Here is a 15,505-nt window from a genome sequence, read left to right as displayed (position 1 = left end):
GGTCTGGGCGCTTAGCTACCGCAGGCGACACATCAACGGAACCAAGCTCGCTGATGCTGTTTGTCAGTAGGCAGGAACCGCCGTATACGGAACCGTACGTACGGTGGTGTGGGAGGACGGCGGGGGTGACCCCGCCTCCTACCCGATTCAGCGCGCAGAAGGTCAAGCTGTAGCGCTTAACTGACTGGCATTAGGCAAGCCCCGGTCTTTTTCATTGTGCCTCTGGCCTGTGCGCGGTGCGCTCCGCTAGCGATAGGCCTGAGCGATGCCCCGGCGCTCTTCCAGGCATTCGGCCGCACCCAGCTCGAACTCCCGGCAGATCAGTGGGCGCACCTCGTAGATGGTGCAGCGCATGCTGTTGCGGTCCAGCGCTGCGCACCAGTTGTCGTCCAGGCGACGCATCACTTCGCTGCCCCACTGGTCGGTATCGATCAAATGCTGCGGCACGTCGTTATCGCCGAACAGCATCACTTCCAGCTGGCAGCAGCAAGCCGCGCAAGTGCTGCAACTGATCTCGGGTTCGGTTGGCAGTTGGGTATGGGGGATGGTCTGGCTCATGGCGCGGCAGTGTACGCCATGCAGTGGATACGCGGGGCTTTTCGTAGGAGCCCCGCCTCGGGGCGAAGCGTTTTGGGGCCGCGCCGCCTGGTTCGCGGCGCGGCGCCGCTCCTACGCATGCGGGCATTTGTGCTTTTCGTAGGAGCCCCGCCTCGGGGCGAAGCGTTTTGGGGCCGCGCCGCCTGGTTCGCGGCGGGGCGCCGCTCCTACACATGCGGGCATTTGTGCTTTTCGTAGGAGCCCCGCCCCGGGGCGAAGCTTTTCGAACCCGAGCCGAAGTGGTTTGCGGCGAGGCGCCGCTCCTACGGAGGCTATCGGCTAGGCCGAGCGGCGGCTGCGCAGGCTCTGCTCGTATTGCGCACGATAGAGTTTGGCGAAGCCGTGCAGCACCGGCATCACCATGGCCCAGACCAGCGCCAGAATGGCCAGGGTTGGCCAGGTACCCAGTGGCAGGGTGACGCCGGCGATCTTGGCGCCGCCGTAGTAGGACAGCGGTGCGGCAACCGCGCCGAGCAGGCTGGCTCGCCACCAGGGCTGGGCAGTCCAGGCCAGACAGTGATTGAGCGTGCTGGCCAGTAGCAGCCAGAGCAGGGCCAGCCACAGGGGGATCAGCTGGCGCTCCTCGCCGAAATCGAATACGCCGAGGTTGAGCAGAAAACTGTCCAGCGCGCTGCCGGCGAGAAACACGCTGAGCAGCAGCTTGCCTTCGGCCGCCCAACTGCTGACCCACAGCAGGTGCACGCCAATGATCACTGCCACCACCAGCAGCCAGGGGCTGTCGCCAGCAAAGACGCAGACCAGCCAGCCGAGCTGGAACAGGAGGGCATTGGCGATCAGCTTAGGCATCGAAGTTTCCTAACAGAGGCGCAGGGCGTGCGGCCGGTTTGGCCAGCAGCAATTGCGCGGTGCCAATGGTGCGTTCGAGGAAGCCGCCTTCGCAATAGCAGAGGTAGAACTCCCACAGGCGATAGAAGTAATCGTCGTAGCCCAACTGCTCCAGGCGCTGCCGCGCGTGACGCAGGTTGTCGTGCCACAGACGCAGGGTACGCGCGTAGTGCAGGCCGAAATCTTCCATGTGATGCAGGTTGAAGTCGGTATGCCGGGTGACCACGTCGAGCATCTTCTGCACCGAGGGCAGGGCGCCGCCGGGGAAGATGTAGCGCTGGATGAAGTCCACCGACTTGCAGGCCTGCTCGTAGCGTTGATCACGGATGGTGATGGCCTGTAGCAGCATCAGCCCGTCGGGCTTGAGCAGGCGCGCGCACTGCTCGAAGTAGGTGGGCAGGAAGCGATGGCCGACGGCCTCGATCATCTCGATGGAGACCAGCTTGTCGTACTGGCCATCGAGGTCGCGGTAGTCCTCCAGCAGCAGGGTGACGCGATCCTCCAGGCCCAGCTCGCGAATGCGTCGCTCGGTATGGGCGTGCTGCTCGCGCGACAAGGTGGTGGTGGTCACCCGGCAGCCGTAATGAGTAGCGGCATAGATGGCCATGCTGCCCCAGCCGGTACCGATCTCCAGCAAGTGGTCCGTAGGCTGCAGTGCAAGTTTCTGGCAGATGCGTTCGAGCTTGTTGAGCTGCGCCTGCTCCAGGCTGTCGTCCTCGTTCGCGAACATGGCTGCCGAATACATCATGGTCGGGTCGAGGAATTGTTCGAACAGGTCATTGCCCAGGTCGTAGTGCGCGGCGATATTGCGGCGCGAGCCCTTGCGGGTGTTGCGATTGAGCCAGTGCAGGCCCTGGATCAACGGCCGGCCGAGGCGCGCCAGGCCACCCTCCATGGCGTCCAGCACGTCGAGGTTGGCGACGAAGATGCGAATCACCGCAGTCAGGTCCGGCGTGCTCCAGTAGCCATGTATGTAGGCTTCGCCCGAGCCGATCGAGCCATTGCCCGCCACCAGACCCCAGACCGCAGGGTCATGCACGGTGATTTCGGCGCGCAGATGAGCCTGGGGGTTACCGAAGTGCAGGCTGTCACCCGCCTCATGAATTACCAGCAGACCGTGGTGCAGGTTCTGCAGCTGGCGCATCACGGCGCGCCGCAACAGACCGGCGCCAATGCCGTTGCCACTGCGTACCAGGCTTCTTGTTGCGGTCAGGCTAGAGCTCTTCATGGGGCATGTCCTTCGCTTGCGGGCGGGCTACACGGAAGCTGCCTTCCGCGGGCTTGTGGTCGAAAATCGGGATGCGCTTGAACAGCAGGCGCATCGCCTGCCAGTAGATGGCGGCCAGGGTTTTGCCGGTCATCCAGGGGGAACTCAGCAGATAGCGGTGCAGGCTGGCGCGGTCGAGAGCTTCGCGGTGCAGGCTGAGGCTGGCATCGAACATCTTGGTATCGGCTTGCCAGTCGGCCATGTGCACGCCAAGGCGTTCGCCGACGGCGCTGAAACTCATGCGGTATTGCAGCTCGCGCGGCAGGAAAGGCGAGACGTGAAAGGCCTTGTCCACGCTGACTTGATGGCGGCCTTCACCCTCTGCCGGCAGCACGTAGTGATAACGCTCACGCCACGGCGTATTGCTGACTTCACAGAGAATCGCCATCAGTCGCTGGTCGGCGTCATGGCAGTAAAAGATGCTCACTGGATTGAACGCCAGGCCCCAGCTGCGCGGCTGCGTCAGCACGCAGATGCGACCTTGCGGGCGTGTGCCCAGTGCCTGCTCCACGCGATCGCGCACCGCCTCATGCAGGGGCACGCCCTGGCGGGTGGACTCGGGCAGGTAGTCGCTCTCGCGAAAGGCGAATGGCGCCCAGCGGCCGGAACCGGCCAGCTTTGACAGGGCGAACAGCTGCGCCTGCTCACTCAGGTCGAGGTACAGCAGACCCATGCGATAGCGAAAGGCATGGGCGCGCGGGGCGAAGCGGCGATGCTGCACCCAGCCGCTGTACAGGGCGCTGTGCATCAGAGCGTCTCTCCGAAGGCACGCGCTACGCGCAGTGCGCTGACCACGCCATCTTCATGAAAACCGTTGGCCCAGTAGGCGCCGCAATAGTAGGTGTGCTGCGCGCCGAGCAGCTCTTCCCAGCGCGCTTGCGCCGCCGTGCCGGCCAGGCTGTACTGCGGGTGGGCGTACTGGAAGCGTGCGAGGATCTTGCTCGGGTCGATGGCGGCCGTCTGGTTGAGGCTGACGCAGAAGGTGGTGTCGCTGTCGATGCCCTGCAGGATGTTCATGTCGTAGGTCACCGCCGCCATCTGTTCACGCGGCCCGCCCAGGCGATAGTTCCAGCTGGCCCAGGCCAGCTTGCGCTTGGGCAGCAGGCGCGTGTCGGTGTGCAGCACCACGTCGTTGTTGGCGTAGGGCAGGGCGCCGAGGATTTCACTTTCTTTCTCGCTGGCTTGATCGAGCAGGGCCAGTGCCTGGTCGCTGTGGCAGGCGAATACCACCTTGTCGAAGCGCTCGCTGCCGGCAGCGCTGTGCAGGGTGACGCCATCCTGATCACGGACGACGCGGCTGACCGGGCAGTTGAGGCGAATGCGTTCGGCGAAGCTGGCGGTCAAGGGCGCCACGTAGCTGCGCGAGCCGCCTTCGATCACCTGCCAGGTCGGCCGGTCGCTGACCGAGAGCAGGCCGTGGTTCTTGCAGAAGCGCACGAAGAACTGCAGCGGGAAACCGAGCATGTCGGCCAGTGACATCGACCAGATGGCCGAGCCCATCGGCACGATGTAATGCTCGATGAAGCGGCGGCCATAGCCGTTGCTGTCGAGGTACTGGCCGAGCGTGGTGTCGGCGCTGATGCGGTTGTTGGCCAGGTCGTCCAGCGACTGGCGATTGAAACGCAGGATGTCGCGCAGCATGCCCCAGAACGCCGGCGACAGCAGGTTGCTGCGTTGGGCGAACAGGGTATTGAGGTCGTGGCCGTTGTACTCCACGCCGGTGGCCGGGTCGCTGACCGAGAAGCTCATTTCGGTGGGCTTGAAGCCGACGCCGATCTGCTCCAGCAGGCGAATGAAGTTGGGGTAGGTCCAGTCGTTGAAGACGATGAAACCGGTATCGATGGCGTAGCTGCGACCGTCCACCTGCACGTCGACGGTATGGGTGTGGCCGCCGATCCAGTCGCTGGCTTCGAACACCTGAATGTCGTGCTGGCGATTGAGCAGGTAGGCACAGGTCAGGCCGGCGATGCCGCTGCCGACGATGGCGATTTTCATGCGTTGTCCTCGTTGCGCGCCAGGCGGCGACCTATGGCCAGTTGCAGGCTGCTGGGCAGGCTGCCGAGCAGTTTCAGCACGGCGATGAAGGGAGTGGGAAAGGCGACCTCGTGTGGGCGCTTGTCCAGGCGTTCGGCGATGTGCCGTGCGGCGCGCTCCACCGGCCAGCGCATGGGCATCGGAAAGTCGTTCTTCTGCGTCAGCGGGGTGTCGACGAAACCGGGGCTGACCAGGGTGACGTCGATGCCTTCGCTGGCCAAATCGATGCGCAGCGTCTGCAGCAGGTAACGCATGGCGGCCTTGGACGCACCATAGGCCTCGGCACGCGGCAGCGGCATGAAGGTGACCGAGCTGCCCACACCGACCAGATGCGGGCGGTTGCCCTGGCGCAGCAGCGGCAGGGCGGTTTCGATGCAGTAGCTGGCAGAAAACAGGTTGGCCTTGACCACGCGCTCGATCATCGCCGCCTCGAACTGACGCACCTCGACGTATTCGCAGGTGCCGGCATTGAGGATCACGCAATCCAGTGCGCCCCACTGCTGGGCGATGCGCTGGCCAATGGCACGCACCTGTTCGGCGTCGGTCAGGTCACCCGGGGCGACCAGTACCTGCTCGCCATAGCGCGTGGCAAAGTCTTGCAACGGGCCACTGCTGCGTGCGCTCAACGCCAGCTGGTGGCCGGCCTTGAGCAGTTCTTCGGCCAGGGCAGCGCCGATGCCGCTGCTGGCACCGGTCAGCCAGATGCGTTTCATGCCAGCCTCCGCTTCAACCAGGCGATCACGCTGCCGAGTACCGGCAGATGTTCATAGAGCAGTGCGCCAGCATCGAAGTAGTCACGGTGTTGATAAACGCGCTCACGCCAGAGCAGGTGCGAGCAGCCTTCGACGGCGATTTCCTCGCCGCCACGTAGGCGTGGGTGGCGATAACGCATGGTCCAGCGCAGGTAGCCCTCACCTTTGGCGACCTGATCGAAGCCGTGGAACTCGAAACGCAGCGCCTCGACGTTGGCGTAGAGTTCGGCGAAATAGCGGCGCAGCGCTGTCAGCCCATGCACTTCATGCAGCGGGTCGCGAAACAGCAGGTCATCGCTGTACAGCTCGCCGAGCAGATCGAGGTTGTCCTTGTTCAGCGCGGCGAAGCGCTCGGCGAAGTCGTGAAGAAATGCACTCATGCCGGAACCTCCCGCGCAGACAGGTTCTTGAACGCCGCCAACGCGCGTTCACGCGAGCGCGACAGATCGACGATCGGGCGCGGGTAACCGGCGGGCGCGAACAGGCCGCCCAGTGCGGACGGGTCATGAATATCGCGCTTGTTCAGGCCGGCCAGTTCCGGCACCCACTGGCGAATGAACTGGCCTTCGGGATCGAACTTCTGCGACTGGCTGATCGGGTTGAAAATGCGGAAGTACGGCGCTGCATCGGTGCCAGTGGAGGCGCTCCATTGCCAGCCGCCGTTGTTCGCCGCCAGGTCGCCATCGATCAGGTGGCGCATGAAGAAGCGCTCGCCCTCGCGCCAGTCGATCAGCAGGTTCTTGGTCAGGAACATGGCGACGATCATGCGCAGGCGGTTGTGCATCCAGCCGGTTTCCAGCAGTTGGCGCATGGCCGCATCGATGATCGGCAGGCCGGTGCGGCCCTCTTGCCAGGCGGCCAGGTCTTCCGGGGCGTGGCGCCATGGCAGCGCCTCGGTTTCCAGGCGGAAGGCACGGTGGCGCGATACCCGTGGGTAGCCGACCAGTGTGTGCTTGTAGAACTCACGCCAGAGCAGCTCGTTGATCCAGGTGACGACGCCTGGGTTGCCACTGTCGAACTCGCCCTGATTGGCGGCGAGCGCGGCATGCAGGCATTGGCGCGGCGATACGACGCCGGCGGCCAGGTAGGCTGACAACTGGCTGGTGCCAGGCTTGGCGGGGAAGTCGCGTTCGTCCTTGTAGTAGCTGACCTGCTCCTCGCTAAAGCGCTGCAGGCGCTGCAGGGCCGCCTCCTCTCCGGCGGGCCAGAGCAGGCGCAGGCTGGCGCTGGGTGTGGCGAAACCCTCTGCGGTTTCGGGTATCGCCTCACTGCCGATGGCCAGCGGCGTTTGCGCCTTCGGTGGGGCGATCAATGCCGGCAGGGCCGTGTGCAGGCGCTCGTAGCACACCTTGCGGAACTGGCTGTAGACCTGGAAGTAGCCGCCGGAGCGGGTCAGTACGCTGCCAGGTTTGAACAACAGCTGATCGAGATGGCTGTGCCAGGCGATGGCCTGCTGGCCGAGGTAAGCGCAGACCTGCTGATCGCGCAGGCTTTCGTTGACGCCGTACTCCTCGTTGACGTGCACGGCGCTGATGTCGTGTTCATGACACACCTCGGCGACCTGCAGCGGCGCCTCGCTCCAGTCGTGGCAGTGGCGTACCAGCAGCGGCACATTGAGCGCCGCCAGGGCCTTGCTCAGCTCCGCCAGGTTGCGCAGCCAGAAGTCCACCTTGCTCGCGGCGTCGTCATGGCGCTGCCACTGGCCGGGCGTGACCAGATACAGGGCGATGGTCGCGCCGCTGCTCATGGCGCGGCTCAGGGCGGTGTTGTCCTGGGTGCGCAGGTCGCTGCGAAACCACATCAGTTGCTGCATGGGGTTACCTCTTGGGTGCCGAGCAAGCCCTGTTGCAACAGCCAGGCGTGCGCGGCGAGCGGGTCGCTGGCTGACTCCAGGCTGGTCAGCGAGTCGCGGTGAATGTGAGCGGCGGGGCCGGCGAGCAGCAGCGGCACCCGGCATTGTTCGGCCAGACGGGGTAACTGGCGGCGTACCAGGGCGCCATCCAGCGCTTCTTCGGCATACAACAGCACGGCGCGCGGGGCGATGTGCTCCAGCGCCGTCAGCAGTTCATTGGTCGGCAGCGGCCAATCGAAGACCTCCACCGGACAATCGCTGGCGCTGGCCAGCCAGGCGCACAGCCACAGGCCCGGTTCCATCGGTGCCTCGCCGAGGTTGATCAGCAGCAGCGGCGCGCCACCGACCTGGCGATTGCAGTGGTAAATGCGGGTGGCCAGCTTGCTGCGCAGCCAGGAGAGGAAGAACACCTGCTCGGCACGTGCGCCGAACTGGCCCTGCCAGCGCTGGCGCAGTTCACCGAGCAGCGGCCACAGCAGTTGTTCGACCAGGGTGCTGGCCGGGTAGAGCGCCAGTGCCGAGTTGAAGCGATCATCCAGGCGTCGCTCGTTGAACTGAACGATGCAGCCGAGCAGCTCGTTGCGCTGACGTGACCAGTTGTCGCTGTGGGTTGCTTGCGGCACCTGCTCGTGGTCGAGCAGCGCCTTGACCTGGCCGACGGCAACGCCGCGAGCCAGCCAGGCGAGAATGGCGTTGATGCGTGCGAGGTTGGCCGGTGAGTAGAGGCGGTGTCCCTTGGGTGTGCGGTAGGGCACGATCAGCCCGTAGCGGCGTTCCCAGGCGCGCAGGGTCACGGCGTTGATGCCGGTGCTGCGGGCCACCTCGCGAATCGGCAGGTAGCCCTCGTCGAGCGCCTGGCGGTAGTCGTGGCCGGTTTCTTCTTCGGCGATGGTTTCGCTGGTCATGGCATCACAGCGCATTGCGCAGGCTGAGTGGCTCGGGGTGCGGCTGCAGATACGCTTGCTCGGCGATGTAGCGATCCGGGTGACGGCGGAAGTGGTGCTTGAGCAGCGTCAGCGGCACCACCAGCGGCACGATGCCGTCGCGGTATTGGCCAATCAGTTGCTGCATTTCCTGCTTCTCGGCGGGGCTGAGCGCACGCTTGAGATAGCCGCTCAGGTGCTGCAGCACGTTGCTGTGGGTGCCACGGGTGGCGCATTTCTTCAGCGCGCTCATCAGCTCGCTGAAATAGCGCGGCGCCAGCTCACCCAGATCGTGCTGGCTCAGGTCGCCGAGCATGCGTCCGAGCGTCTTGTAGCGCAGCGGGTCGGTGGCCATCAGCAGGTACTTGTAGCGCGAGTGGAAGGCGATTAGGGCGCGACGCGTCAGGCCTTGCTGCAACAGACGCTGCCATTCGGCGTGGGCATAGACGCGGGTGATGAAGTTCTCGCGCAACACCGGATCATTGAGGCGGCCGTCTTCTTCCACCGGCAGATCCGGATGCCGCGCGCATAAGGCCGCAGCGAAGATGCCGCGCCCCGGCTCGCTCGGGCGTCCGCCTTCCTGATACACCTTGACCCGCTCCAGGCCGCAGGACGGTGACTGCTGCATGAAGATGTAGCCGCTGATGCCCTGCAGTTCAGTGGCCATGCGTTCGCCGTAGGCGGCCAGGGCGTCGGTGACGTCTCGCGAGCGGTCGACGGTGCCGACGGCGCGCGGCGCTTGTGGGTCGCCGACCAGGCGAATCGGCTCCCGAGGGATCGACATGCCGATGCCGACTTCGGGACAGACCGGGATGAAATCGAAGTGTTCGGTCAGGCTGCGGCTGCACAGGCGCGACAGTTTGTGGCCACCGTTGTAGCGGACTTCGGCGCCCAGCAGGCAGGCGCTGATGCCCAGTTTGGCTTTGCTTGCTTGCATAACCTGACCTCATTAGACCTTGTACATGAAGTGATTCGTGTACAACTTGTGTCTATCATAGGTGCGCAGTTATACAAGTCAAATATTTTGTATAGGTTTGGTATTGGTTTTTCTGTGCAGGCAATCGGCGCCAGCCGAGGGGGCCGCCGCCGGGTATCACGGGAGGGTCAGCGCCAGCCTTGCAGCCAGCGTTCGCTGTCCTGCAACTGGTGCCAGTCGAGTTGCTGGCTGCGTTGCGTGAGGACCGCCTGAAGCTCGACGCCGAGGATGTTGTCTTGCTCGTCGCGGATCAGTTCGGTCACCAGGAAATGACGCTCGCGGTTCTGCGGCTGCGCGGCTGTCCATTTCGACAGCAGCAGTTTGCGCGGGTTGAGGCGGCGTTTTTCAGGCCTGTTGTTGGGTTGGCTCATTGCAGGTGCTCAAGCAGGCGACGCGCAGCATCCTGGCCGCTGAGCCAGGCGCCTTCGACCCGCCCCGACAGGCACCAGTCGCCACAGGCATACAGGCCCAGATCGGCATCGGCCAGTGCCCCCCACTGATGCGCCTGTGCCGGGCGTGCATACAGCCAGCGATGGGCGAGGGTGAAGCTCGGCGGCGGCACGGCGCAACCGATCAGCTCGGCGAAGGCGCCGTGCAGTTGTTCGATCACCGCTTCCTTGGGCAGATCGAGATTCTGCCGGCTCCAGACGCTGCTGGCGTGCAGCACCCAGGTGTCGAGGTGGGTGTCGCGGCCAGGTTTGCTGGGGTTGCGCGCCAGCCAGTCGAGCGGGCTGTCCTGCACGAAGCAGCCCTCGACGCGAGTGTCCAGGGGGCTGTCGAAACCCAGTGCGACCGCCCAGGTCGGGTCCATGATCACGCTCGCTGCGGTGCCAGCCAGTTTCGGCGCGGCTGCCAACAGGGCACTGGCTTGGGGGGCGGGCGTAGCAACGATCACATGGCTGTAAGGGCCGTGGCTGTTGCCTTCGGCATCGAGCAGGCTCCAGTAGCGGTCGCCACGGAACACTTCGGTGATACGGCAACTGAATTTGACCGGCAGGGCGCCGAGCATGGCACGGGTGATGGCACTCATACGCGGGCTGCCGACCCAGCGTAGTTGCTCGTCAGGTGAGGCGCTGAGCTGGCCGTCCTGGGCGTTGTACAGGCTCGGTTGCCACTCGGCGACCCAGCCGCGGGCCTGCCATTGCTGCACCACCTCGACGAAGCGGCGGTCACGTGCGGTGAAGTATTGTGCGCCAAGATCCAGGCTGCCTGCGTCACTGCGCTTGCTCGCCATGCGCCCGCCGCTACCACGGCTCTTGTCGAACAGTTCGATATCCTGGCCGGCGGCGTGCAGGGCCTGGGCAGCGGATAGCCCTGCGATGCCGGTGCCAATGATGGCGATGGGTGCGTTCATGGTTACCTCGTCAGCGCTGAATGCTATACAGGCTAGGCTTGGACAAGAGCTATACAAGAGTGTTTTCATGTATAGCTGTCACCGAAAGCGGCGCTCCCTTACTTTAGATTTAGGACAAACGCGACAGGTATGCGCGTCATGAACCAGACTAAAGGTGAAGTTTCTTCCATTGCCATGCGAGGACGATGCCATGCATATCCTGCTGACCGGCGGCACCGGTCTGATCGGACGAGCGCTCTGCGCGCACTGGAGCGAACAGGGCCACCGCCTGACCGTCTGGAGCCGTGAGCCAAGCAAGGTCGCGCGCCTCTGCGGGGCCGATGTTCGAGGCATTGCCCGGCTCGAGGAACTGGCTGAAGAGCCGTTGGACGCGGTGATCAATCTGGCCGGTGCCCCCATCGCTGACCGCCCCTGGAGTAGCAAGCGCAAGGCGCTGCTGTGGTCGAGCCGGATCGGTTTGACCGAGCAGTTGCTGACCTGGCTGCAACGGCGCCAGCAGCGCCCCGCAGTGCTGCTGTCGGGCTCGGCAGTGGGTTGGTACGGCAACGGCGGTGAACGTGAGCTGAGTGAAGATACGCCGCAGGTCACCGATGATTTCGCCGCGCAGCTGTGTGGGGCCTGGGAAGAAACTGCACAACGCGCCGAGGACCTGGGGATTCGCGTGGTGCTGGTGCGCACCGGCCTGGTGCTGAGCCCGGATGGCGGCATGCTCAAACGCCTGTTGTTGCCGTTCAAGCTCGGCCTGGGGGGGCGCATCGGTGATGGTCGGCAGTGGATGCCCTGGATTCATATCGCCGATCAAATCGGCCTGATCGATTTTCTCTTGCAGCAGGGCGACGCTCGCGGTCCTTATAATGCCTGCGCGCCATTACCCGTGCGCAATGCCGAGTTCAGCAAGGCGCTGGGCCAGGCGCTGAGCCGCCCGACCATTTTCCCGGCGCCGGCCTTCGTCCTGCGCGCTGCACTCGGCGAGATGTCCGAGTTGCTGCTCGGCGGCCAGCGTGCCGTGCCGGCGCGCCTGCTGGAGGCGGGTTTCAGTTTTCGTTTTACCCATCTGGATGTGGCACTAGCCGATCTATTGGGCCATCACTGACCGCAGGCAGTTGCAAAACTACCTGCGTTGCCATTGCAGCGTTAAAAACAGGCTCGGAATGCTCATTTACAAGACGTAAACTCCGCTTCCTCGCCTGTCTTGACTCGCTGGCGCTCGCCCTTCGGGCCAGCCTTCGGCTGTTACTCCCGATGGTCGTTGCGCCTTGCACTGGCTGCCTCGCTAACGTTTTTCAAAAGCCTGCTGGGATTTCGCATGACCGATCACGCATTGTTGCTGGTTAACCTGGGTTCGCCCGCGTCCACCGAAGTAGCCGATGTCCGCCGTTACCTCAATCAGTTCCTGATGGATCCCTACGTGATCGACCTGCCCTGGCCGCTGCGTCGATTGCTGGTGTCGCTGATTCTGATCAAGCGTCCTGCGGCATCGGCGCACGCCTACGCCTCGATCTGGTGGGAAGACGGCTCGCCGCTGGTGGTGATCAGTCGCCGTCTGCAGGAAGCGATGAAGGCTCATTGGACTCAGGGCCCGGTGGAGTTGGCCATGCGTTATGGCGAGCCTTCCATCGAGTCGACTCTGCAGCGTCTGGCTGCGCAGGGCATCCGTGAAGTGACCCTGGCGCCGCTGTATCCGCAATTCGCCGACAGCACCACCACCACAGTGATCGAAGAGGTCAAGCGGGTGGTGCGCGAGCGCGGCCTGGACATGCGTCTGTCTACTCTGCCGCCGTTCTACGATCAGCCGGAATACCTCGACGCCCTGGTAGCCAGCGCCAAGCCTTATCTGCAGCAGGATTTCGATCACCTGCTGCTGAGCTTTCACGGCCTGCCGGAGCGCCACCTGCACAAGCTCGACCCCAGCGGTCATTGCCTGAAAGGCGAAGATTGCTGCCGCAGCGCTTCGCCCGCGGTGCTCGCCAACTGTTACCGCGCGCAATGCCTGCGCAGTGCGGAGCTGTTCGCCCAGCGCATGGGCCTGCGTCCTGAGCAATGGTCGGTGAGCTTTCAGTCGCGTCTTGGGCGTGCCAAATGGATCGAGCCCTATACCGAGAGCCGTCTCGACGAGCTGGCCGCGCAGGGCGTGAAGAAGTTGCTGGTGATGTGTCCGGCCTTCGTCGCCGACTGCATCGAGACCCTGGAGGAAATCGGCGACCGCGGCCGCGAGCAGTTCGTCGAGGCCGGTGGCGAGAGCCTGAAGCTGGTGCCCTGCCTGAACGATCATCCCGACTGGGCGGCGGCGTTGAAGGTGCTGTGCGAGCGGGCGCCGCTGATGATCTGAGTGCCTGTTCAGGTAAAACAGCGCTGCGGCCAATGCCGGTCAGAGACAGAACTGTAGGAGCCGGCTTGCTGGCGATCCGTTCAAAAAGCATCGCCGGCAAGCCGGCTCCTACAGATTCGCTTAACTGACGGGCAATACGCTCTGAGCGACTATTGAGTTTCGCTACCGAGCCATTCGCCTCGGCGGGTATGAAGCATTCGCCGACCTGATAACACCTTCGAGCGATACTCACCACCGTTTATATCGTCCTAAGCTGGCGCTTCTTTCAACCGTCGCGCGTCGCGTTCTGCGGTGCCGAGGAGAGCGTCCGTGCATAACAACAATAACGGCTATCCCTCCAGTGCCCGAGCCTGGGCCACTGTTGCCATCCTGATGGTGGCGTATGTCCTGTCCTTCGTCGATCGGCAGATCCTCAATCTGCTGGTCGAGCCCATCCGTCGCGATCTGGCGATCAACGATACGCAGATGAGCCTGCTGATGGGCCTGTCGTTCGCCCTGTTCTACACCGTATGCGGCATTCCGCTGGGGCGGGTGGCCGATACTCGCAGTCGGCGCGGGTTGATCGCCGTCGGCATTCTGTTCTGGAGCGCCGCTACCGCCGCCTGCGGCATGGCCAAGATGTACTGGCAGTTTCTGCTGTGCCGCATCGGCGTGGGTGTGGGCGAGGCGGCGCTGTCGCCGGCAGCCTATTCGCTGATTGCCGACAGCTTTCCCGCCGAGCGCCGGGCCACGGCCATCAGCGTCTATTCCATGGGCGTCTACCTCGGCTCGGGCCTGGCCTTTCTGGTCGGTGGCCTGGTCATTCAGTTCGCCTCGGCACAAGGCGACGTGACCCTGCCGGTGCTGGGCGAGGTGCGTCCCTGGCAGTTGATTTTCCTGATTCTCGGTGTGGCGGGTGTGTTTTTCACCCTGTTGATGCTGGCCATCAAGGAACCTGTCCGGCGCGGTGCCGGTGCGGGCGTGGCGGTGCCGCTGAGCGAAGTGGGGCGCTACATTCGCGCCAATCGCCGTACCGTGCTGCTGCACAACTTCGGTTTCGCCGGGCTGGCTTTTGCCGGCTACGGCAGTGCAGCCTGGATACCGACTTTTTACATCCGTACTTATGGCTGGGACGCCGGCCAGGTCGGCATCGTCTACGGCTGCATCGTCGCGGTTTTCGGTTGCCTCGGCATCGTCTTCGGCGGACGCCTGGCGGACCTGATGGCCAAGCGTGGGCGTAGCGACGCCAACATGCGTGTCGGCCTGTACGCTGCGCTGGGTGCCTTGCCGATGGTGGTGCTGTTCCCGCTGATGGACAGCGCCTTCTGGGCCAGCATGCTGCTGGCGCTTGCGGTGTTCTGTCTGAGCATGCCGTTCGGCGTGGCGCCGGCAGCGATCCAGGAAATCATGCCCAACTCGATGCGCGGCCAGGCGTCGGCCATCTATCTGTTCGTCATCACCCTGATCGGCCTGGGCGTTGGTCCGACCGCTGTGGCACTGGTGACCGATTTCGTCTTCGCCGACGACAACGCGCTGCGCTACTCGCTGCTGATCGTCACCACCCTGGCGGTGTTGATGTCGATCATCCTGCTGGCCAAGAGTCTCAAGCCCTACCGCGAAAGCGTGACGCGCCTGGAGCAATGGGCCGCCAATCCAGCCTGAGTAGGCGCATTTTTCTGCCGTGCCGAGCATTGATCGGCACGGTTTATGCGCCAGGGCACAGGCAGCGTGGAATTTTTGCGCTTTACTGAGGTTCTGAGTGTTGCGCGCGCCACTGGGGCGCGTGCCAGCCAGGGAACCTCTGCATGGGAGCGAGGCCAGCGTCTGCTGCACAGGGCAGGCCAATCAACAGCTCGGTATTTTGGCAACGGCTGGTGCTGCCGGGGTTGGCTGCGCTGTTGTTGTTGGGTGGTTGCACAGGGCGCCTGGACAACGACTCCATCGTGCATACCCGCAGCCCGCTCAAGCCCGCCGAGGTGCTGCAGACCGACGTTGACCGCATGGCGACCCTGGCCATGCGCAACAACCTCAACAGCCTGTATCGGCTGATGAACAAGCTGTATCAACGCAACCCGCGCGAGTGGCGCAAGAATTCCCTGCCTGACGCCGCCGCTGCCGAGCGCGCCATCCAGTACGCCATCGAGCACAATCAGGACTGGCCAACATTGGGCGGTCGGCGTGATGTCGCGGCGCTGGATTATTCGCTGAGCCCGGCATTCGAGGGCGACCGCGTGGCGGCCTTCACCTATGCCATTGGCAGCATGCTGGTGACGGCTCACGGTGGCCGCACAGAGTTCTACCTGACCGACAGCTTCAATGCGCAGTTCATCCACAACGCTGCACGCAATCTGGAAAAGGCCGGCTGGATGCTGTCGCAGCGCCGTGATGCCACGGGCCGCCCGCTGCTGTTATCCAACGAGTTCTCCGAACAGGGCAACAACCTCAGCTACGCAGTGGAGTTCGGCAAGATGGTGGCGCGTCTCGATCTGCTCACCCATGTGCTGGAAGAGCGCTACCGGCGCATGGGCGCCAACTATGCGCAGAGCCTGTTCTTGCTGAATTTCCTGCCGGTGCAGTGAGCCGGCCGCCGCCCGTT

At 64.1% G+C, this 15,505-nt stretch carries 16 protein-coding genes; 4 read left to right on the top strand and 12 right to left on the bottom strand.

Annotated elements, in window-relative coordinates:
* Positions 1-246: 246 nt before the first annotated feature.
* From PSOLE_RS13200 to PSOLE_RS13145, 12 genes are all read right to left on the bottom strand, one after another.
* Positions 247-558 (bottom strand): YkgJ family cysteine cluster protein, encoded by a 312-nt coding sequence (locus PSOLE_RS13200; RefSeq protein WP_003459516.1) that lies wholly within the window; start codon positions 556-558, stop codon positions 247-249.
* A gap of 318 nt (positions 559-876) precedes the next feature.
* The gene (locus tag PSOLE_RS13195) at positions 877-1,404 is read right to left on the bottom strand and encodes a DUF2878 domain-containing protein (RefSeq protein WP_074861227.1); all 528 of its coding nucleotides are present in this window, start codon (positions 1,402-1,404) and stop codon (positions 877-879) included.
* A complete protein-coding gene (locus PSOLE_RS13190) occupies positions 1,397-2,671 on the bottom strand; it encodes an SAM-dependent methyltransferase (RefSeq protein ID WP_074861225.1) in 1,275 nt (424 codons plus the stop codon). The genes PSOLE_RS13195 and PSOLE_RS13190 overlap by 8 nt, the downstream gene beginning before the upstream one ends.
* Positions 2,658-3,458: a DUF1365 domain-containing protein gene (locus PSOLE_RS13185; RefSeq protein ID WP_074861223.1), complete on the bottom strand. Its 801-nt coding sequence runs from the start codon at positions 3,456-3,458 to the stop codon at positions 2,658-2,660. The genes PSOLE_RS13190 and PSOLE_RS13185 overlap by 14 nt, the downstream gene beginning before the upstream one ends.
* Positions 3,458-4,705: an NAD(P)/FAD-dependent oxidoreductase gene (locus PSOLE_RS13180; protein ID WP_074861221.1), complete on the bottom strand. Its 1,248-nt coding sequence runs from the start codon at positions 4,703-4,705 to the stop codon at positions 3,458-3,460. Before PSOLE_RS13180 ends, PSOLE_RS13185 begins: the two co-directional genes overlap by 1 nt.
* Positions 4,702-5,457: an SDR family NAD(P)-dependent oxidoreductase gene (locus tag PSOLE_RS13175; protein ID WP_074861219.1), complete on the bottom strand. Its 756-nt coding sequence runs from the start codon at positions 5,455-5,457 to the stop codon at positions 4,702-4,704. Before PSOLE_RS13175 ends, PSOLE_RS13180 begins: the two co-directional genes overlap by 4 nt.
* The gene (locus tag PSOLE_RS13170; RefSeq protein WP_074861217.1) at positions 5,454-5,876 is read right to left on the bottom strand and encodes a nuclear transport factor 2 family protein; all 423 of its coding nucleotides are present in this window, start codon (positions 5,874-5,876) and stop codon (positions 5,454-5,456) included. Before PSOLE_RS13170 ends, PSOLE_RS13175 begins: the two co-directional genes overlap by 4 nt.
* A complete protein-coding gene (phrB, locus tag PSOLE_RS13165; RefSeq protein WP_074861215.1) occupies positions 5,873-7,309 on the bottom strand; it encodes a deoxyribodipyrimidine photo-lyase in 1,437 nt (478 codons plus the stop codon). Before phrB ends, PSOLE_RS13170 begins: the two co-directional genes overlap by 4 nt.
* Positions 7,297-8,253: a MerR family transcriptional regulator gene (locus PSOLE_RS13160; protein ID WP_074861232.1), complete on the bottom strand. Its 957-nt coding sequence runs from the start codon at positions 8,251-8,253 to the stop codon at positions 7,297-7,299. The genes phrB and PSOLE_RS13160 overlap by 13 nt, the downstream gene beginning before the upstream one ends.
* 4 nt (positions 8,254-8,257) lie before the next feature.
* Complete coding sequence (locus PSOLE_RS13155) at positions 8,258-9,208, bottom strand: YbgA family protein (RefSeq protein WP_074861213.1); 951 nt, start codon at positions 9,206-9,208, stop codon at positions 8,258-8,260.
* Between the two features lie 167 nt (positions 9,209-9,375).
* The gene (locus PSOLE_RS13150; RefSeq protein ID WP_074861211.1) at positions 9,376-9,618 is read right to left on the bottom strand and encodes a TIGR02450 family Trp-rich protein; all 243 of its coding nucleotides are present in this window, start codon (positions 9,616-9,618) and stop codon (positions 9,376-9,378) included.
* Positions 9,615-10,601 (bottom strand): NAD(P)/FAD-dependent oxidoreductase, encoded by a 987-nt coding sequence (locus PSOLE_RS13145; protein WP_074861209.1) that lies wholly within the window; start codon positions 10,599-10,601, stop codon positions 9,615-9,617. The genes PSOLE_RS13150 and PSOLE_RS13145 overlap by 4 nt, the downstream gene beginning before the upstream one ends.
* Positions 10,602-10,791: 190 nt before the next feature.
* Here PSOLE_RS13145 and PSOLE_RS13140 point away from each other — a divergent pair, with 190 nt between their 5' ends.
* The 4 genes from PSOLE_RS13140 to PSOLE_RS13125 all read left to right on the top strand — a co-directional run bounded on the left by PSOLE_RS13140 (position 10,792) and on the right by PSOLE_RS13125 (position 15,488).
* Positions 10,792-11,694: a TIGR01777 family oxidoreductase gene (locus tag PSOLE_RS13140; protein WP_074861207.1), complete on the top strand. Its 903-nt coding sequence runs from the start codon at positions 10,792-10,794 to the stop codon at positions 11,692-11,694.
* 213 nt (positions 11,695-11,907) lie between these two features.
* Positions 11,908-12,930 carry a ferrochelatase gene (gene hemH, locus PSOLE_RS13135; protein WP_074861205.1) on the top strand — a complete coding sequence of 341 codons (1,023 nt, stop codon included), beginning with the start codon at positions 11,908-11,910 and terminating at the stop codon, positions 12,928-12,930.
* Positions 12,931-13,239: 309 nt separating this feature from the next.
* On the top strand, positions 13,240-14,571 hold the full coding sequence (locus PSOLE_RS13130; RefSeq protein WP_074860174.1) for a spinster family MFS transporter: 1,332 nt from the start codon (positions 13,240-13,242) through the stop codon (positions 14,569-14,571).
* Between the two features lie 143 nt (positions 14,572-14,714).
* Positions 14,715-15,488, top strand: a complete 774-nt coding sequence (locus PSOLE_RS13125) for a hypothetical protein (RefSeq protein WP_003459537.1) — start codon at positions 14,715-14,717, stop codon at positions 15,486-15,488.
* Positions 15,489-15,505: the final 17 nt, after the last annotated feature.

The organism is Pseudomonas oleovorans subsp. oleovorans, assembly GCF_002197815.1.
Taxonomy (GTDB): domain Bacteria; phylum Pseudomonadota; class Gammaproteobacteria; order Pseudomonadales; family Pseudomonadaceae; genus Aquipseudomonas; species Aquipseudomonas oleovorans.
This window is presented reverse-complemented; position numbering and strand designations above follow the sequence as displayed.